Source organism: Roseateles sp. GW823-FHT07B05, assembly GCF_058794515.1.
Genome location: NZ_JBXAGX010000008.1, coordinates 44,430 through 63,803, shown reverse-complemented (window position 1 = coordinate 63,803; position 19,374 = coordinate 44,430). Strand labels below are relative to the sequence as shown.

The 19,374-nt window shown below is 69.9% G+C and carries 16 protein-coding genes; all 16 read left to right on the top strand.

Annotated features, from left to right (window positions below; genetic code table 11):
- Positions 1 to 49: 49 nt before the first annotated feature.
- The 16 genes from AC1Q7O_RS17710 (at position 50) to AC1Q7O_RS17635 (ending at position 19,367) form a co-directional block, all read left to right on the top strand.
- Complete coding sequence (locus tag AC1Q7O_RS17710; protein WP_492660683.1) at positions 50 to 1,144, top strand: ABC transporter ATP-binding protein; 1,095 nt, start codon at positions 50 to 52, stop codon at positions 1,142 to 1,144.
- Positions 1,141 to 2,037 carry a carbohydrate ABC transporter permease gene (locus AC1Q7O_RS17705; RefSeq protein WP_492660684.1) on the top strand — a complete coding sequence of 299 codons (897 nt, stop codon included), beginning with the start codon at positions 1,141 to 1,143 and terminating at the stop codon, positions 2,035 to 2,037. Before AC1Q7O_RS17710 ends, AC1Q7O_RS17705 begins: the two co-directional genes overlap by 4 nt.
- Complete coding sequence (locus AC1Q7O_RS17700) at positions 2,034 to 2,855, top strand: carbohydrate ABC transporter permease (protein ID WP_492660685.1); 822 nt, start codon at positions 2,034 to 2,036, stop codon at positions 2,853 to 2,855. The genes AC1Q7O_RS17705 and AC1Q7O_RS17700 overlap by 4 nt, the downstream gene beginning before the upstream one ends.
- Positions 2,852 to 4,168: an ABC transporter substrate-binding protein gene (locus tag AC1Q7O_RS17695; RefSeq protein WP_492660686.1), complete on the top strand. Its 1,317-nt coding sequence runs from the start codon at positions 2,852 to 2,854 to the stop codon at positions 4,166 to 4,168. The genes AC1Q7O_RS17700 and AC1Q7O_RS17695 overlap by 4 nt, the downstream gene beginning before the upstream one ends.
- Before the next feature lie 389 nt (positions 4,169 to 4,557).
- Positions 4,558 to 7,293, top strand: a complete 2,736-nt coding sequence (locus AC1Q7O_RS17690) for a TonB-dependent receptor (protein ID WP_492660687.1) — start codon at positions 4,558 to 4,560, stop codon at positions 7,291 to 7,293.
- 269 nt (positions 7,294 to 7,562) lie between these two features.
- Positions 7,563 to 8,513 (top strand): ABC transporter substrate-binding protein, encoded by a 951-nt coding sequence (locus tag AC1Q7O_RS17685; protein WP_492660688.1) that lies wholly within the window; start codon positions 7,563 to 7,565, stop codon positions 8,511 to 8,513.
- Complete coding sequence (locus AC1Q7O_RS17680) at positions 8,513 to 10,003, top strand: sugar ABC transporter ATP-binding protein (RefSeq protein ID WP_492660689.1); 1,491 nt, start codon at positions 8,513 to 8,515, stop codon at positions 10,001 to 10,003. The genes AC1Q7O_RS17685 and AC1Q7O_RS17680 overlap by 1 nt, the downstream gene beginning before the upstream one ends.
- Entirely contained in the window at positions 10,000 to 10,962 is a 963-nt protein-coding gene (locus tag AC1Q7O_RS17675; protein ID WP_492660690.1) for an ABC transporter permease, read from the top strand. Before AC1Q7O_RS17680 ends, AC1Q7O_RS17675 begins: the two co-directional genes overlap by 4 nt.
- Positions 10,959 to 11,936 (top strand): galactofuranose ABC transporter, permease protein YjfF, encoded by a 978-nt coding sequence (gene yjfF / locus AC1Q7O_RS17670; RefSeq protein WP_492660691.1) that lies wholly within the window; start codon positions 10,959 to 10,961, stop codon positions 11,934 to 11,936. The genes AC1Q7O_RS17675 and yjfF overlap by 4 nt, the downstream gene beginning before the upstream one ends.
- A gap of 21 nt (positions 11,937 to 11,957) precedes the next feature.
- On the top strand, positions 11,958 to 13,757 hold the full coding sequence (locus tag AC1Q7O_RS17665; RefSeq protein WP_492660692.1) for a glycoside hydrolase family 2 protein: 1,800 nt from the start codon (positions 11,958 to 11,960) through the stop codon (positions 13,755 to 13,757).
- 66 nt (positions 13,758 to 13,823) lie between these two features.
- Positions 13,824 to 15,794 (top strand): RICIN domain-containing protein, encoded by a 1,971-nt coding sequence (locus AC1Q7O_RS17660; protein WP_492660693.1) that lies wholly within the window; start codon positions 13,824 to 13,826, stop codon positions 15,792 to 15,794.
- Between the two features lie 160 nt (positions 15,795 to 15,954).
- Complete coding sequence (locus AC1Q7O_RS17655) at positions 15,955 to 16,962, top strand: glycoside hydrolase family protein (RefSeq protein WP_492660694.1); 1,008 nt, start codon at positions 15,955 to 15,957, stop codon at positions 16,960 to 16,962.
- A gap of 37 nt (positions 16,963 to 16,999) precedes the next feature.
- Positions 17,000 to 17,350 carry a nuclear transport factor 2 family protein gene (locus tag AC1Q7O_RS17650; protein ID WP_492660695.1) on the top strand — a complete coding sequence of 117 codons (351 nt, stop codon included), beginning with the start codon at positions 17,000 to 17,002 and terminating at the stop codon, positions 17,348 to 17,350.
- 115 nt (positions 17,351 to 17,465) lie between these two features.
- Entirely contained in the window at positions 17,466 to 18,017 is a 552-nt protein-coding gene (locus tag AC1Q7O_RS17645) for a DUF3455 domain-containing protein (RefSeq protein ID WP_492660696.1), read from the top strand.
- A gap of 73 nt (positions 18,018 to 18,090) precedes the next feature.
- Positions 18,091 to 18,642 (top strand): sigma-70 family RNA polymerase sigma factor, encoded by a 552-nt coding sequence (locus tag AC1Q7O_RS17640; protein ID WP_492660697.1) that lies wholly within the window; start codon positions 18,091 to 18,093, stop codon positions 18,640 to 18,642.
- The gene (locus tag AC1Q7O_RS17635; RefSeq protein ID WP_492660698.1) at positions 18,639 to 19,367 is read left to right on the top strand and encodes an anti-sigma factor; all 729 of its coding nucleotides are present in this window, start codon (positions 18,639 to 18,641) and stop codon (positions 19,365 to 19,367) included. Before AC1Q7O_RS17640 ends, AC1Q7O_RS17635 begins: the two co-directional genes overlap by 4 nt.
- Positions 19,368 to 19,374: the final 7 nt, after the last annotated feature.

Here is a 19,374-nt window from a genome sequence, read left to right as displayed (position 1 = left end):
AGATGACCAGAGGCGCCGCTATGAACGGCGCCCGTTCGGAGACACCTACTTGACCGCAAGCATCGAATTCGCCGCCGTCGCCAAGCGCTACGGCCCCGTCGAAGTCATTCCCGACTTCTCATTGAACATCGCCGCCGGCGAGTTCATCGTGCTGCTGGGCCCGTCGGGCTGCGGCAAGTCCACGCTGCTGCGCATGCTCGCCGGGCTGGAGAGCGTGTCGGGCGGGCGCATCGTGCTGGGCGGCAACGACGTGACGGCGCTGCCGCCCGGCCAGCGTGGCCTGGCGATGGTGTTCCAGCAGTACGCGCTGTACCCGCACATGAGCGTGTTCGACAACATGGCCTTCGGCCTGCGCAACATCGGCCTCGCCGAGGGCGAGGTCAGCAAGCGCGTCAACAACGCCGCGCAGATGCTGGAGCTGGACGCGCTGCTGGACCGCAAGCCGGGTCAGCTGTCCGGCGGCCAGCGCCAGCGCGTGGCCATCGGCCGCGCCGTCGTCAAGGAGCCCAAGGCCTTCCTGTTCGACGAGCCGCTGTCCAACCTCGACGCCAAGCTGCGCAACCGCACCCGCATCGAGATTGCGCGGCTGCACAAGCGGCTGGGCTCGACGATGGTGTTCGTCACGCACGACCAGGTCGAGGCGATGACGCTGGCCGACCGCATCGTCGTCATGAATGGCGGGCGCATCGAGCAGCTCGGCGAGCCGATGGAGATTTACCAGCGTCCGCGCACGAAGTTCGTCGCCGGCTTCGTCGGCAGCCCGGCGATGAACTTCCTGCCCGTGGAGCGCGTGCCCGACGACGCCGGCCGCGTGGTCGTGCGGCTGTTCGGCGGCGAGCTGCTGCGCACGCAGGTCCGCACGTCGGCCGCGCTGGGCGGCGCGCTGTGCATCGGCGTGCGGCCCGAGGGCCTGAAGCTGGCCGATGCCGGCGTGCTGTCGGGCAGCGTGGAGCTGATCGAGCGGCTGGGCGAGCGCAGCCTCGCGCACGTCGGTCTCGGCAACGGCGCCGTCGTCGTCGCCGAGGTGCCGGTGCAGCGGCCGCTGGCGCTGGGCGACGTCGTGCAGCTGCAGCCGGACCTGGACCAGCTGCACGTCTTCGGCGCAGACGGCCTGGCCCACCATGCCGAGGTGGCCGCGGCATGAGCGCAGCTGCCGACAACCGCTCGGCGATGGCCGGCCCCGCCTGGGTGGGCTGGGCCTTCGTCGCGCCCTTCCTGCTGTGCTACCTGGGGCTGCTGGCGGCGCCGGTGCTGGAGGGCTTCTGGCTGTCCTTCCATGCGGTGGACCTGCTGACCGGCCGCGGCCAGTTCGTGGGCCTCGCCAACTTCATCGACCTGGTGCGGGACGAGATCTTCCTGCGCAGCGCCGCCAACACGGTGCTGTTCGCGCTGATCTGCACACCGGCCTTCGTCGGCCTGGGCCTGGCGCTGGCGCTGGTGCTGAACCGCCCCGGCAAGCTGGGCGCGTGGCTGCGCGGCACCTTCTTCGCGTCCAACGTGCTGTCGGTGACGGTGGTCACGCTGATCTGGCGCCTGGTGCTGCTGCCGGACCGCGGGCTGCTGAGCCAGGGCCTGCAGTCGCTGGGGCTGCCCGACCTCGCGCCGCTGTCCGACGAGCACCTCGCGCTGCCGTTCATCGCGCTTGTCACGATCTGGTGGGGCATCGGCCTGCCGATGACGCTGATCCTCGCGGCCCTGCAGCAGGTGCCGCGCGACCTCTACGAAGCCGCCGCGCTGGACAACGCGAGCCGCTGGCGTTGCTTTCGCTTCATCACGCTGCCGGCGCTGCGCCGCACGCTGATCCTCGTCGCCATCGTGCAGCTGCTGGGCCAGCTGCAGGTGTTCGGCCAGGCGCAGCTGCTGACCAACGGCGGCCCCAACAACAGCACGCGGACGATGGTGATGTTCATCTACGAGGCGCTGTTCGACCAATGGGCGCTGGGCTACTCCGCCGCCGCCGCGCAGCTGCTGTTCGTGCTGCTGGTGCTGGGGGTGTCCGTGCAGCGCTGGGCCGAGAAGAAGGAGGACGGGCAATGAGAACGTCTCTCTTCGACCGCGTGCTGCTGGCCGCGGCCGTCGGGCTGGCCGTCCTGTGGATGCTGCCGCTGGCGTGGGTGTTCGCGCTGTCGCTGAAGTCCAACGCGGTGCTGATGGAGCGCACCGACGCGCTGCTGTCGACGCCGTTCACGCTGCGCAACTACGCCGACATCTTCGCCAACCCGGCCGTGTTCCGCTGGGTGCTGAACAGCTGCGTCGTTGCCGGCGTGCAGACGCTGCTGGTGCTGTTGCTGTCGTCGCTGGCCGGCTACGGCTTCGCGCGCTGCGCCTTTCCCGGCAAGAACCTCGTGTTCGCGCTGGTGCTGGCCGGGCTGGCCGTGCCCGAGCCGGCCGTCGTCATCCCGCTGCACCGCTTCTTCGCCGAGCTGGGCCTGCACAACAGCTACGCCGGGCTCATCCTGCCGCGGCTGGCCGCGCCGTTCGGCGTGTTCCTGATGACGCAGTTCTTCAAGGCCATCCCGCGCGAGCTGGAGGAGGCGGCGCTGATGGACAACGCGTCGCGCTGGACGACGTTCTGGCGCGTCATCCTGCCGCAGACGCTGCCGGCGCAGGCGACGCTTGGCATCTTCAGCTTCCTGGCCGCATGGAACGACTACCTGTGGCCGCTGATCTCCGCGACCCGCCCCGAGATGTACACGCTGACCCTGGGCCTCGCGTCCACGCAGACCAACTTCGCGCAGTCCGAGGGGCTGGGCTTCCTGATGGCCCAGGCCGTGTTCGCCGCGCTGCCGGTGCTGGTGCTGTACGCGTTCTTCCAGCGGCACATCGTGGCGGCCGTGGCGGGAGGCAAGGCATGAAGCGCAGCCTCATCGCCTTCGCCACGGCGCTGCTGACAGGTGTGGCCACGGCTGCGCCCGTCGAGATCACGCTGGCCCGCTTTTTCGGCAGCTGCGACGCCGAGTACGGCCACGTCACCGACGCCAGCCAGGTCACGAGCGAGTGCGGCATCGTCACCGTGCTGACGAACAAGTTCAACGCGCAGAACGCCGGCCGCATCCGCGTCAACACGCAGGTCGTCGAGCACTCGGCCTACTACCCGCAGCTGGGCGCCCGTATCGTCGGCGGCGACCTGCCGACCATCGCCATCATGCACAGCTCGGTGCTCGGCGACTTCGCCAAGCGCGACCTGCTGCAGCCGCTGGACGGCGCGCTGGATGCGGCCGACTTCACGCCCCATGCGCGCCACGGCGTCACGCTGGGCGGCCATGTGCTGGCGCTGCCCTACGACAGCCACGCGATGCTGTGGCACATCAACCTCGGGCTGATGAAGCAGGCCGGCCTCGTCGACGCACAAGGCCACGCGAAGCTGCCCACTTCGCCCGACGAGCTGCTGGCCCAGGCCCGCGCGTTCAAGCGCGCCACCGGCAAGCCCTATTTCGTGTGGCTGACGCTGAACGACCCCAGCTTCTTCGCGCGCAGCGTGCTGGGCCTGGTGAACCAGCAGAACGCCAGCCTGTTCCCGAAGACCGACCAGGCCATCGCGCTGGACACGCCCGCGGTGAAGGCGGCGGTGGCCTTCATGCGCACCGTCTACGCCGAGGGCCTGTCGACGCGGAACATGGACTACTCCGCCGCGCTGCAGGCCTTCATGGCTGGTGCCGGTGGCGTGATGCCCAACGGCACCTGGCTGCTGGGCCAACTCAACGACCGCGCGGCGCAGCCCGGCAACCCGCTGAGCCACACCTACGAGGCCGTGCCCGAGCCGACGCTGTACGCCAGGCCGGCCACCTGGGCCGACAGCCATGTGTGGGTGATGCTGCGCAACGCCCGGCAGACACCGGCCGAGCGCGCCGCGGCGCACGCCTTCCTGCGCTTCCTCAACGACGAGAGCCTGGCCTGGGCCCGCACCGGCCAGCTGCCGGCGCGGCAGTCCGCCGTCGACAGCGCGGCCTTCAAGGCGCTGCCCATGCGGGCGTCGCTGGGCCCCGTGGCCCAGGTCGGCACGGGGCTGCCGACCACCGTCGCGCGGCAGTCGCGCGTGATGGGCCTGCTGGGCGAAACCGTGTCGGCCATCGTCGTGTCCGGTGAACCGCTGGAGGCCACGCTCGCCAAGGGCCAGCAGCGCATCAATCGCCTGCTGGAGCGCGAATCGCGCTTCCTCGCGCGCTGACGTGCGAGCACCACTCATGGTTTGCGCTAGTTTTATAACAAGTAAATTGGTGAATAATCAATGCATTGATCGAAATAGACCGTCGGCGCATGCCGGGCGGTCCGTCCAGGCGGTGGCTCGGCGAGCCGCTGGCTGAACAGGTTCTGAAGGAACTGCCCGTCGAGGTCCGACCTCGGGGCTGAGGTGGCACCAAGCGCTTTCCAGGCGCGTTGTTGTCCCTAATGTTGCAAGAAAAGTTGTTTGTAATGACTGATCGTCACGACTGCCGCGACAGCCATCGCGGCGGTGGTGACCCAGGGACCCGCGCCAACCGGCGCCATGATTTCGTTCAAAAACCGGCCAAGAGCGGCGCCACACGCAGCGTCGCCGCAGGCCCCAGGAGACAACAAATGAAGCGATTCACCCTCTCGCCCATCCAGGCAGCCGCGCTGCTGACGCTCGCGTTCGTCAGCCAGCAGCAGGCTGTTGCGCAGGAGGCCGCCAAGGCCGCCGAAGCCAACAAGCTGGAGCAGGTCGTCATCATCGGCCAGCGTGCCAGCCGCAACGCGGCCGTGCAGTCCAAGCGCGAGGCCGACCAGGTCGTCGAGTCCATCGTCGCCGACGACATCGGCAAGTTCCCCGACAACACCGTGGCCGAGGCGCTGCAGCGCGTGCCGGGCGTGCAGACGGTGGTGGGCTTCAACAACGAGATCGTCAACCCGCTGATCCGCGGCATCGGCGACATCATCACCACCGTCGACGGCCGCGAGATGTTCACCGGCGTGGGCCGCGGCTTCGCGTTCCAGGACTTGCCGGCCGAGGCCATCTCGCGCGCCGACGTCTACAAGTCGGCCGGCGCCAACGTGCTGGAAGGCGGCGTGGCCGGCGCCATCGACCTGAAGCTGCGCAAGCCGATGGAGTTCCGCAAGGGCGTGACGCTGGTCGTCAACGGCCGCGCCACCGTGGGCGAGTTCGCCACCAAGCCCAGCACCAAGCTGGGCGTGCTGGGCTCCTACCGCGCGCAGACCGACGCCGGCGAGATCGGCATCCTGGCCGACATCTCCTACGCCGACCACAAGTTCAACCGCCCCATCTCGTTCAACTGCGACCCGCGCTCCGGCACGAACGGCCCGGCGGGCGCGGCCGGCATCGTGCTGCCCACCTGCGTGGGCGGCCTGACCGACACCGGCGGCTACCAGCGCCCGCAGGCCAACGCGTCCATCCAGTGGCGCCCCAACGCGCAGAACGAGTTCTATGCCGACGCGCTGTACGCCGGCTACCGCGGCAAGTTCGCCACCTACTTCATCTTCTCGGACATCTTTGCCGCGGCCAACATTACCAACGCCAAGGCCGGCACGGACTGCTTCAAGTCCCACATCAACGGCGCCGGCTTCCTGGGCGGCGAGGCCGATGGTGTGCAGAGCCTGTGCAACGGTGCCTCGGCCACGTTCAACAACGTGCCGGGCCTGACCAGCACGCAGGCCAAGCTGGGGGCAACCGACCAGCGCGTGCTGGCGGCCGGCTGGAAGTACAACGCCGGCCCGCTGTCGCTGCACCTGGACGCCTCGCACATGGCGTCAGACAACCGCAACCGCAACATCATCGTCGACATCGGCAAGCAGATCGGCGCGGTGGACATCGTCGTCAACGCCGGCGGCTACGGCACCACCAACATGCCCGGCAACCCGCTGGGCAGCAAGACCGACTTCCGCTTCGCCAACGGCCTGTTCCAGGACATCAACTGGGCCAAGAGCGAGCAGAACGCGCTGGCGCTCAAGGGCAGCTACGACCTGGACGGCTTCATCACGTCCATCGACTTCGGCGCCCGCGCCGCGGACCGCGACTCGCACTGGCGCGCCAACGAAGCCGGCGGCCCCGCCGCGCCGGGCGGCAACCGCGTGACGCTGGTCAGCTCGGCCGCCGGCCTGCCGGCCGACTTCCTGGTCCAGGCGCCCAACTGCATCCCGCAGATCAACGGCTGCCAGCCGTGGATGACGCCCAACCCCGACTACCTGCGCAACAACACCGACGTGCTGCGCGTGCTGTACGGCAGCCAGCCGGGCGACCCGGCCTACGCGCCCGTCAACAACTACGACGCCAAGGAAAAGACCTACGCGCTCTACGTGCAGCCGCACTACGAGACGACGGTGGCCGGCATGCGGCTGGACGGTGTCTTCGGTGGCCGCTTCGTGCGCTCGGAGCGCACCATCTCCGGTGCCGGCCGCATCAGCGGCGTCGTCACGCCGCAGACCGCGTCGTCCACGACCAACCACTTCCTGCCCAACGCCAGCGCCAAGCTCGAGGTGGTGCCCAACCTGCTGGTGCGCGCCACGGCCGGCGTCACGATGTCCCGCCCGGGCCTGGGTGACCTGAACCCGACGCTGAACTACGCGGTGCCACTGAACGCCAACGTCATCCCCGGCGGCAGCGGCGGCAACCCCGAGCTGAAGGACCAGATGAGCACGGCCTACGACCTGTCCGTCGAGAAGTACTTCGGCAAGGGCAGCTACCTGCAGGCAGCCATCTACCACCGCGTGCTGAAGGACCGCGTCGTGCGCTCGGTGGCCCGCGAGGTCATCGGCGGTGTCACCTACGACATGAGCCGCCCGCGCAACCTGGGCAAGGCCACGCTGCAGGGCCTGGAGCTGAGCGCGCAGTACTTCCTGGACATGCTGCCCGGCGCGGCCAGTGGCCTGGGCGTGTTTGGCAACTACACGATGGCCGACAGCAAGGTCAACACCGAGAGCGACAAGCTGTTCGGCAAGCCGCTGCTGGGCGTGTCCAAGCACAGCTACAACGCCGGCGTGCTGTACGAGAAGTACGGCATCACCAGCCGCCTGACCTACACCTGGCGCGACAAGTTCAACGACGGCCAGATCGACTGCCTGGTGGCGTCGCCTGCCGAGAACGGCCTGAACACCGGTGTCTGCACCAACACCTCGGCGCCTTACTACAACCGCGTCAAGGCCTACGGCCGGCTGGACTTCGCCATCGGCTACCAGGTCAACGAGCACTTGAGCGTCAGCTTCAACGCCAACAACCTGACGGGCTCGAAGTACTACAGCTACTTCCAGAACGAGAGCTTCCCGCACGACATCCGCTCGGACGACAAGTTCTACGGTCTCAGCTTCAATTTCAAACTCTGACGGACTGTTGACCCCTCGCCCAGCCCGGCCACTGAACGCGCGCCGGTCTGGTCGGTCCCCCGAGGGGACGGCGATGCCCGCGGCATTGAGCCGCGAGCACATCGCCAGACGGGCCGGCTTGGGGCGGCCCGGCGCTCGGCCCGAATCGCCGAGTGCCCCTCCTGATCATTCTCCGGGCGGCTGTGGTTTCGGCGCCGCCTTTGCAGCCAGCCCTTGTGCACGCGCTCGTGAGAGCGCGTGCCGGGGCGGCCTTTTTCCAGAGACACACCATGCAGCGACGCCACCTCGTGGCCGTTCTTGCAGCCGCAGGCCTGCCCGCCTGGGCTGCCGACGGCAAGAAACTCGTCCTCGGCTTCTCGCAGATCGGCGCCGAGTCCGCCTGGCGCACGGCCAACTCGGCGTCCATCAAGCAGGCGGCGAAGGACGCCGGCATCGAGCTGAAGTTCGCCGACGCGCAGCAGAAGCAGGAAAACCAGATCAAGGCGCTGCGCGCCTTCATCGCACAGAAGGTCGACGTCATCGCGCTGTCGCCGGTCGTCGAGACCGGCTGGGGCACCGTGCTGCGCGAGGCCAAGGCCGCAGGCATCCCGGTCATCCTGACGGACCGCCTCGTGAAGGACGCCGACGAGAGCCTGTGGGCCTCGTTCATGGGCTCCGACTTCGTCGAGGAAGGCCGCCGCGCCGGCCGCTGGCTCCTCGACAAGACCAAGGGCGGCAAGGACGAGATCCGCATCGTCGAGCTGCAGGGCACCGTCGGCGCTGCGCCCGCGCTGGACCGCAAGAAGGGCTTCGAGGAAGCCATCAAGGCCGACCCGCGGCTGAAGATCGTCCGCACCCAGACCGCCGATTTCAGCCGCGCCAAGGGCAAGGAGGTCATGGAGGCCTTCATCAAGGCCGAGGCCGGCAAGAAGATCCATGTGCTGTACGCCCACAACGACGACATGGCGCTGGGCGCCATCCAGGCCATCGAGGAGGCCGGCCTGAAGCCCGGCGTCGACATGCTCATCATCTCCATCGACGGCGTGAAGGCCGCCTTCCAGGCCATGGTGGCGGGCAAGCTCAACGTCACCGTCGAATGCAGCCCGCTGCTGGGCCCGTCGCTGATGCAGGCTGCCCGGGACCTGAAGGCCGGCAAGACGCTGCCGCGCCGCCTCATCACCGAAGAGGGCGTGTTCCCCGCGGAAGTCGCCGCGCGCGAGCTGCCGAACCGCAAATACTGATGACCGGTCGGGCAGTTCTTCAGGCGCAGGGCGTCGCCAAGGCCTTCAACGGCGTGCCGGCGCTCGTCGACGCGGCGCTGACGCTGCGCGCCGGCGAGGTGCACGTGCTGATGGGCCAGAACGGGGCCGGCAAGTCCACGCTGATCAAGATCCTCGCCGGCGTGCAGCCGCGCGACGGCGGCGACATCCAGCTCGACGGCGCCGCGCTGCAGGGCCGCTCGCCCGCGGCGATGCAGCGCGCCGGCGTGGCCGTCGTGCACCAGGAGGTGCAGCTGTGCCCCAACCTGTCGGTGGCCGAGAACATCCTGGCCGGGCGCCTGCCGCGCCGCTGGTCCGGCATCGACTGGCGCAAGGTCCGCAACGAAGCCCGGGCCGCCGTTGCGCGACTGGGCTTGAACATCGACGTGGACGCGCAACTCGGCGAACTGCCGGTCGCCGTGCAGCAGCTCGTCGCCATCGCCCGCGCGCTGCACCAGCAGGCGAGGGTGCTCATCCTCGACGAGCCCACGTCCAGCCTCGACGAGGCCGAAACCGCACGGCTGCTGGACCTGCTGCGCCAGCTGCGCGCGCAGGGCGTGGCGATCCTGCTCGTCACGCATTTCCTCGACCAGGCCTACGCCGTGGCCGACCGCTTCACGGTGCTGCGCAACGGCCAGTTCGTCGGCGAGTACGGCGCCGAGCTGCCGCGGCTGCAGCTCGTCGAGCTGATGATCGGCCGCGCGCTGTCGGCCACGACGGCCGTGCGTGAAGAGCGCGCCGGGGCCGCGAACGCGCCGCTGCTGCAGGCCCGCGACCTGGGCCGCGGCAACGCGGTGGCCGGGGTCAGCTTCAGCGTCGCGCCCGGCGAGGTGCTGGGGCTGGCCGGCCTGCTGGGCGCCGGCCGCACCGAGGTGGCCCGGCTGCTGTTCGGCGCCGACCGCGCCGACCGCGGCGCACTGAGCGTGGATGACCGGCCGGTCGTGCTGCGCAGCCCGCGCGATGCCATCCGCGCCGGCTTCGCCTTCTGCCCGGAGGAGCGCAAGGTCGACGGCATCGTCGCGGTTCTGAGCGTGCGCGAGAACATCGTGCTCGCGCTGCAGGCGCGGCGCGGCGTGTTCCGCATGCTGGCACCCAAGGCGCAGCGCGAGCTGGCACAGCGCTTCATCACGCAGCTGGGCATCAAGACGGCCGACGCCGAGACGCCCATCGGCCTGCTGTCCGGCGGCAACCAGCAGAAGGCCATCCTGGCCCGCTGGCTGGCCACCGAGCCGCGGCTGCTGATCCTGGACGAACCGACACGCGGCATCGACATCGCCGCCAAGCAGGACCTCATGACCCAGGTGCTGACGCTGTGCCGCAGCGGCATGGCGCTGGTGTTCATTTCCTCCGAGCTGCCCGAGGTGCTGCGCGCCAGCGACCGCGTCGTCGTGCTGCGCGAGCGCCGCCAGGTGGCCGAGCTGGAGGCACGCGGCCTGAGCGAAGAGCAGCTCTTGCAGGTGATGGCCGCATGAAGCACGCCGCAATCGTCCTGGCGGCGCTGCTGCTGCTCAACGCGGCGCTGAACCCCGGCTTCATCGACATCCGCTGGCAGGACGGCCACGTCTACGGCGCGCTGATCGACATCGCCAACCGCGCGGCGCCGCTGATGGTCGTCGCCATGGGCATGACGCTGGTCATCGCCGTGCGCGGCATCGACATCTCGGTCGGTGCTGTCGTCGCCATCACGGCCGCGGTGTCGGCCCACCTCGTCAACGACAGCGGCTCGCTCGCGCTGGCCCTCGCGGCCGGCCTGGGCGCCGCCGCGGTGTGCGGGCTGTTCAACGGCCTGCTGGTCGTCGGTGGCGGCATCCAGCCCATCATCGCGACGCTGATCCTGATGGTGGCCGGCCGCGGCATCGCGCAACTGGTCACCGACGGCCAGGTGCTGACCATCGACCACGCGGGCTACGCCTTCCTCGGTAACGGCTTCCTGCTGGGGCTGCCGTTCGCGCCGTGGCTGACGCTGGCGCTGGCGTTGCTGCTGGGCGCGCTGAAGCACCGCACGGCGCTGGGCCTGTTCCTGCAGGCGGCGGGTGCCAACCCGGCCGCCGCGCGGCTGGCCGGCGTCAACGCGGCGGCGCTGCTGCTGGCGGTCTACGTCGCCTGCGGGCTGTGCGCGGGCCTGGGCGGGCTGATGATTGCCGCCAACATCAGGAGCGCCGACGCCAACAACGCCGGCCTGATGCTGGAGCTGGACGCCATCCTCGCCGTCGTGCTGGGCGGCACGTCGCTGCTGGGCGGGCGCTTCAGCCTGCGCGGCAGCCTGCTCGGCGCACTCATCATCCAGACGCTGACGACCAGCATCTACGCGTTCGGCATCGCGCCCGAGGTGACGCTGGTGGTCAAGGCCATCGTCGTGTTCGCGGTGTCCATCAGCCAGTCGCCCAAGTGGCGTTCGGCGCGCCTGCCACGCCGGAGGCACGCGGCATGAAGTGGATCAACACGCAAAGCCTGCCGAGCTGGACGTCGCTGCTGCTGCTTGTCGTCGCCACGCTGGGCGGCGCCGCGGCCTACCCGGGCCTGCTGTCGGGCCAGGTGCTGCTGAACCTGCTCATCGACAACGCCTTCCTGCTCGTCGTCGCCGTCGGCATGAGCTTCGTCATCCTGTCCGGCGGCATCGACCTGTCGGTGGGCTCCGTCGTCGCGCTCACCACCATGCTGCTGGCGCTGGGCGTGGAGCGCGTCCACCTGTCGCCGTGGCTGCTGATCCCGCTGCTGCTGCTGGGCGGCGCCGCCTTCGGCGCGGCGATGGGCTGGGTCATCCAGGCCTTCGAGGTGCCGGCCTTCATCGTCACGCTGGCCGGGCTGTTCCTCGCGCGCGGCCTTTGCTATGTGCTGAGTGTGGATTCCATCGCCATCAGCGACGAGACGCTGGCCGCGTGGTCGCAGGCGCGCTGGTCGCTGGGGCCGCTGGGGGACATCACGCCCGGCGCCGTTTGCGCGCTGGTGATGCTGGCGCTGGCCGTGTGGGTGTCGCGCGCCACGCCGTTCGGCCGCGCCGTCTACGCGCTCGGCGGCCATGAGGCTTCGGCGCGGCTGATGGGCCTGCCCGTGGCCGCCACGCGCATCGGCGTCTACGCCGTCAGCGGCGCCTGCGCGGCGCTGGGCGGCGTGCTGTTCGGCATCTACACGCTGTCGGGCTACGGGCTGCATGCGCAGGGGCTGGAGCTGGACGCCATCGCCGCCGTCGTCATCGGCGGCGCGCTGCTCAGCGGCGGCACGGGCCATGTGCTGGGCGCGCTGACGGGCGTGCTGATGCTGGGGCTCATCCAGACGCTGATCCTGTTCGACGGCACCTTGAGTTCCTGGTGGACGCGCATCGTCATCGGTGCGCTGCTGGGCGTGTTCTGTGGCCTGCAGCGGCTCCTCGTGCTGTGGCACGGTCGCCGTCGCGCCGCTCCCTGATTCATTCACATGAGGCTGTTCATGAGACTGCTGATTTCCTCCCTCGTCCTCGCGCTGGCCGGCATGGCCGCCCACGCGCAGGAGCCCGACAAGCCCTTCGTTCCCGGCGTGCGGCTGACGACGCCGTGGACCGACGCCGCCGAGAAGGCAGCCCAGCCGCTGCCCGAGTACCCACGGCCGCAACTGGTGCGCAAGGACTGGCTCAACCTCAACGGCACCTGGGACTACTGGGGCGGCAAAGGCGCGCCCGATGCCCGCCATGTGCCCTCCACGGCCCCGGTCTTCCCGGCGAAGGTGGAGCAGGTGAGGGTGCCTTACCCGGTCGAGTCACGCCTGTCGGGCATCGAGCGCCTGGGCGAGGTGAACCTCTGGTATCGCCGCAGCTTCGAGGTCCCCGCCGGCTGGGCCGGCCAGCGCGTGCGCATCAACTTCGGCGCCGTGGACCGCGTCGCCAACGTCTACGTCAACGGCACGCGCGTCGGTTTCCACGATGGCGGCTACGCGGCCTTCGGGTTCGACATCACCGACCACCTGAAGCCCGGTCGCAACGAGCTGGTCGTGTCGGCCTTCGACCCCAGCACCGGCGACGGCATGCTGGGCAAGCAGTCGCTCAAGCCCGGCGGCATCTTCTACACGCCCAGCTCCGGCATCTGGCAGACCGTGTGGCTGGAGCCCGTCGGCGCCGCCCACGTGGCGCGGCTGGACCTGACGCCCGATGTGGCCAAACAGCGCCTGCAGCTCATCGTGCGCGCGGATGCCGACGCCGAGGTCGAAGCCGTCGCCTATCGAGACGGCAAGGCGGTTGGCCGCGTGACCGGCCGCCCCGGCACCGAGCTGCACATCCCCGTGCCCAAACCGCGCCTGTGGTCGCCGGACGATCCGTTCCTGTACGACCTCCAGGTCACGCTGCGCCGCAACGATCAGGTGGTCGACCAGGTCGACAGCTACTTCGGCATGCGCAGCATCGCCATCGGCAACGTGGCCGGCGTGCCGCGCCCGCTGCTGAACGGCAGGTTCGTCTTCCAGTTCGGCCCGCTGGACCAGGGCTTCTGGCCCGACGGCCTCTACACGGCGCCCACCGACGAGGCGCTGAAGTTCGACCTGCAGGCCACCAAGGACCTCGGCTTCAACATGGTCCGCAAGCACATCAAGGTGGAGCCGGCGCGCTGGTTCTACTGGGCCGACAAGCTCGGCCTGCTGGTGTGGCAGGACATGCCGCAGGCCTGGGACGCCGAGAAGGACCTGTCGGTGCGTGCGCGCACCGAGGGCCAGATGCGCGAGATCGTCGACCAGCTGCGCAGCGTGCCGTCCATCGTGTCCTGGGTCATCTTCAACGAGAGCTGGGGCGACTTCGACCACCGCCGCATGTCCGACGCCTTCAAGGCGCTGGACCCGACGCGCCTCATCAACACGCACTCGGGTATCAACTTCGAGCCGCACGACCAGGGCGGCGGCGACGTCATCGACCTGCACGATTACCCCGGCCCGGCCTGGGTGAACTGGCAACCTGGCCGCATTGCCGTGCTGGGCGAGTACGGCGGCAACAGCCTGCGCACGCCGGGCCACATGTACCGCCCTGACAGCAAGTGCTGCTACCTGCTCTACGAGAGCAAGGAAGCCACCACCAAGGTCTACGTGGAACAGGCCGCCAAGCTGCGCGAATACGCCGCCACGCAGGGCCTGAGTGCCGCGGTCTACACCGAGACGACGGACGTGGAGGAAGAGCTGAACGGCTTCTTCACCTACGACCGCCAGGTCAGGAAGCTGGACTTCGAGCAGGTCAGGAAGGCCAACCGTGCACTGATCCAGTTCGGCCGCTGAGGTTTCACGGGGGCTCCCGCCGAGCGGCCGCCAGAGCCGCCTTCTTCCCACTTTCAGGAGACAGGCATGAGATTTCTTCTCGCATTGGCGGCGCTGTGCGCGCTGCTCGTCGGTACCCCGGCCCGCGCGGCCGACGTGGTGCTGAACACCACGCAGGACAGCTTCTACCCACGCATGATCCGGCTCGCCGCCAGCGGCGGCGCCAACGGCCGGCTCATCGCGTCGCACGACCTCGGCGGCAGCCAGTCGCTGATCTACGAGAGCACCAACCAGGGCGCCAGCTGGGCGCAGGTCGGCAGCATCACCGTGCCGGAAACCTGGCACTGCTGCAGCGGGCTGTGGGAGGTGCCGCAGACGCTGGGCGGCACCGCCGCGGGCACGCTGTTCTGGGCCACCACCGGCCGCAACGGCACGACGCACACCATCCGCCTGTACCGCAGCACCGACGTCGGCCGCACGTGGACGCCGCTGTCCGTGCCCGCCGTCGGCAACACCGGCATCTGGGAGCCCGAGTTCGCCGTCGACAGCGCGGGCCGGCTGCTGATGTTCTATTCCAGCGAGGAGTACAAGGCCGGCGGCTTCAACCAGCTGATCGCGCACAAGGTCTCCACCGACGGCGGCCTGACCTGGGGTGCCGACGTCGTCGACGTGGGCATCAGCGACAACGGCGACCTGCGCCCGGGCATGCCCATCGTGCGCAGGCTGCCGAACGGCTCGTACGTGATGAGCTACGAGATCTGCGGCTCGCGCCAGTGCGATGTCTACATCCGCACCTCCGCCAACGGCAGCGCCTGGGGCACGGCCAGCAACCTGGGGCAGCGCGTCGAGTCCACCGCCGGCCACCACTTCAGCCACACGCCCACCATCACGTGGATGAACGACGGCAGCGCGCAGGGCCGCCTGCTGCTGATCGGCCAGCTGCTCCGGCGCAACGGCAGCAACACGGTGGACGAGGACCTGAACGGCCGCGTCTACATGTTCAACACGGCCGGCGGCACCGGCGCCTGGACCGAAGCCGCCACGCCGCTGGCCACGCCCGTGGGCACCGGCGGCGACGCCTGCACCAACTACAGCACGCAGCTGCTGGCCTCGGCGGACAACACCCGCGTGCTGCAGCTCGCCGGCATGGGCTGCCGCATGCAGTTCGCCAGCGCGCCGCTGAACCACCCGGTGGCCGACGGCGTCTACCGCCTGGTGGCCAAGCACAGCGGCCAGGTGCTGGACGTGGCCGGCTGCTCGACGACGCCCGGCGCCAACGTCGCGCAGTACACCTGGGTCGGCGGTGACTGCCAGCGCTGGCGCGTGACGAACGTGGCCAACGGCGCCTACACCATCACCGCCCAGCACAGCGGCCAGGCGCTGGACGTCAACGGCTGTTCCACGGCGGCCGGCGGCAACGTGCAGCAGTACACCGTGAACAACCTGAACTGCCAGAAGTGGCGCATCGAGCCGGTGGGCGACGGCTATGTCCGCGTCGTCAACCACAACAGCGGCCTGGTGCTGGACGTCAACGCCTGCTCCACCGCCACCAGCGCCAACGTGCAACAGTGGACATGGCTGGGCGGCGACTGCCAGCGCTGGCGCTTCGAGCGTGTCAGCCCCAACGCGGTGGCGGGCGGCACGTACAAGGTCATCGCCAAGCACAGCGCGCAGGCGCTGGACGTCAACGCCTGCTCGACGGCTGCCGGCGGCAACATCCAGCAGTGGCCCTACAGCGGTGCCAACTGCCAGCGCTGGAACGTCACGCCCACGAGCGACGGCTTCTACGAGTTCACGTCGGTCAACAGCGGCCTGAAGATGGACGTGCAGGACGCCTCGCTGCGCATGGGCGCCGACGTGCGCCAGTGGACCGGCAACAACGCCGCCGCGCAGCGCTGGGGCATCGAGAACGTCGGTGCGGGCTATGTCCGCATCGTCAACAAGAACAGCGGCCGCGTGCTCGATGTGGCCGGCTGCTCGACCGCCAACGGTGCCGACGTGGCGCAGTGGGAATGGCTGGGCGGCGACTGCCAGCGTTGGCAGCTGGCTGCGCCGTGAGCCCCTCGTCCGGTCACGCCGCGCTGAACGCGGGCGCGCCCAGCCGGTCCCCCGAGGGGACGGCGATGCCTGCGGCATTGAGCCGCAGGCACATCGCCAGACCGGGCCGGCTTGGGAGCGGCCCGGCGCTCGGCCCGAAATTCAACAGGAGAGATCCAAGATGAAATTGCACGCCTGGCTCGCCGGCGTGCTGCTCGCCGTCACGGGCCTCACGGCCCTGGCTGCCGACGCAGCACCCGCCGCGCCCCCCGCCGGTGGCGGTTATCTCTTCGCCCACATGACGCACGCCCGCTACGGCGTGCTGCACTACGCCGTCAGCACCGACGGGCTGCACTGGCGGCGCCTGAACAAGGGCAAGGCCGTCAGCGAGGACTACCACGGCCATCCGTTCATCGTGCAGGGCGGCGACGGCCGCTACTACCTCGTCGGCAACCAGAGCGATGACGATCAGGAGATCCGCTTCTGGGTGTCCGACGACCTCGTCAAGTGGACGAAGTTCGGCACCTACCGGCCCGACCTGTCCACGGCCGTCGGTCAGCCGCATCCGCTGCAGCGCATCGGCGCGCCCAAGCTGTTCTTCGACAAGGCCAGCAAGCAGTTCGTGCTCATGTGGCACACGCCGAACGTGCCCGGCTCGCCGGACGATCCCGAGCGCTACTGGTCCAGCCAGCGCACGCTGTACGTCACGTCCAAGGACCTGCGCGAGTTCCAGGGGCCGCCCAAACGCCTGTTCGACTGGGACATGGCCACCATCGACGTGTTCCTCGTCGACAACCCTGGCGGCGGCTACTGCGCGGTCGTGAAGGATGAGCGCTTCCCGTCCTACATCTGGACGACCGGCAAGACCATCCGCATGAGCTGCGGTGCCAACCTGCTGGGCCCGTATCCCGAGCCCGGCCCGCCGCTTAGCCCCGCGTTCCGCGAGGCGCCCACGCTGATCCGCGCGCCCAACGGGCAGGACTGGTTGCTGTACTACGAGCAGTACGCCGGCACCAGCTATGGCCTGTCGATGGCGCCGCGGCTGGAGGGCCCGTGGATCGAGGTCTGGGGCAACTCGGGCGTCAAGGAGTGGAACAAGTTCGAGATGCCGACCACGCTGCGGCACGGCTTCATGATGGCGGTGACGAAGGCGCAGCTGGACGCGCTGCTGAAGGCGTACCCGGAGTGAACCCCGCGGGCATCCGGCCGCGCCTAGGATGCCCGCCATGACCGACAAGCTGTCCCTCGTGCGCGCCTACCTGGCCGCCTACGCCGCGCGCGATCTCGCCGCCATCGAACCGTTGTTCGCCGACACCATCACGTTGCGCGATTGGAAGATCCGCGTCGTCGGCAAGGCCGCGGCGCTGGACGAGACGCGCAAGAACTTCGCGGCCGTGCAGCACCTTGCCATCGACGTGCTGGCCGCCTACGAGCGCGACGGTGGCGCGGCGGCCGAGCTGAAGATCGTTGTCGACGGGCGCGACACGCTGTACGTCGTCGACGTGTTCGACATCGATGCCAGCGGCCGCATCGCGGCCATCCGCGCGTTCATCGGCCGGGGTGACGACAACGCCTGACGCGGGCGTTGAAAGACTTTTTTCTCGCGGCTGCATCCAAACCTGCATCTGGTGGCTAGTGCACAGGTGAGCTTCGCTCTCACCGATGTCATCCAACCCGATCAGGAGATTCACCATGAAGAACGTTGCTGCTCCCGCGCTGGCCCTGCTGGCTGCCCTGGGTCTGTCCGGTTGTGCCGGTATGTCGCCCGCCGTACCTCCTTTCAGCCAGGCCGCGCTGCCGGCCGCCTTGCAGGTGCCGGCCGGCCACCGCGTTGCGCTGGAGTCCGTCGGTGTCGGCGAGATCACCTATGAATGCAAGGCCAAGACCAGTGCCGCCGGTGCCTTCGAATGGGTGTTCGTGGGGCCCAGGGCGGACTTGAACAGCCGCGCGGGCGCCCGGCAGGGCAGCTACTTCGGGCCGCCGGCCACCTGGGTGGCCAACGACGGCTCTCGCATCACCGGCACGCAGGTCGCCGTGGCGCCGCACGTGCCGGGCAGCATTCCGCTGCAACTCGTGAAGGCCAACCCCGCGTCCGGCCCGGGCGAGATGATGGGCGTGACCTTCGTGCAGCGCGTGGCGACACAGGGCGGCGTGGCGCCCGCCAGCGCCTGCGATGCCGCGACGCTGGGGCGCAAGGAAGTCGTCAAGTACCAGGCTGACTACATCTTCTGGAAGGCAGCCTGACGCCGCCGGCCCGGCCGGCGCGCGGGGCGGTCATCGCGAGGTAGAGTCCGCGCGAATCCTGCCGCCCCGCCACGTGCCTTCCTCCGCCTCGACCTTCGACTATGAAGCTGCGCTGCAGGCCTGTGCGCGGGGCGAGCGCTTTGCGTTGCGTGCGTTGTACGAGCGCGAGGCGCGCTGGTTGCTCGGGGTGGCGATGCGCATCGTGCGCGACCGCGAGCGCGCCGAGGACGTGCTGCACGATGCCTTCCTGCAGGTCTGGGACCACGCGGCGAGCTTCGAGCCGGCGCTCGGGTCGGCCCGCGGCTGGATCTACACGGTCGTCCGCCACGCCGCCCTCAAGGCGCTGCGCGAGCCGGCGCGCATGCAGGCGGTGGACGTGGCCGAGTTGACGGCGTTGTCTGACGCTCAGCAGCAGGCCGCGGACGACGACGACCGTGCGCTCGATGCGGACAGCCTGGAGCGTTGCCTGCAGCGTCTGGAGGCGCCGCGCCGCGCGTGCGTGGTGCACGCATTCGTCGACGGCTACACGCACGAGCAGATCGCCGAGCGGCTGAACACGCCGCTGGGCACGGTGAAGTCGTGGATACGCCGCAGCCTGGCCAGCCTGAAGGAGTGCCTGTCGTGATCGACCTGCGCGACCCCGCTGACCGTGCCGCGGCGGCCGGCGAGTACGTGCTGGGCACGCTGGCGGCCGACGACCACGCCGCGGTGGCGGCCGCGCTGCCGCAGGACGCCGCGTTGCGCGCCGAGGTCTACGCGTGGCAGGACCGCTTGCTGGCGCTCAGCGCCCGCGCGCCCGCCGTCGAACCCGAGCCTGCCGCGTGGAAGCGGCTCGACCTGGCGCTCGGTGCCCGCACGGCGCCGCGGGCCGAGTCGCCTGGCCGTTCGTCCCCGGCCCGTCTGTCGTGGTGGCAGGGGCTGCGTTTCTGGCAGGGGCTCAGCGGCGCCGCGCTGGCGGCATCGCTGGTGCTGGCGCTGCGCCTGGCCATGCCGCCCGTCGCCGAGGGCCCCCGCTACCTGGCCGTGCTGGAAAGCCCGGACGGGCGACATGCGGCGGGCTGGGTGGTGGAGCTGCAGGCCGGCGGCGCGCTGCGACTGGTGCCGACGGGCGACACGCCGCCCGTGCCGCCTGGCCGCGCGCTGCAGTTCTGGACCAAGCCGCAGGGCGCGGCCGGGCCCACGTCGCTGGGCCTGGTGCGCGCGGGCCAGACGCTGGAAATGCCCGTTGCGCGGCTGCCGGCGGTGGGCGCGCAGCAGCTGTTCGAGATCACGCTGGAGCCCGAGGGCGGGTCGCCGGTCGGCCGGCCCACCGGCCCGATCCTCTTCGTGGGCCGCACGGTCGCGCTGTAGCGGCCTC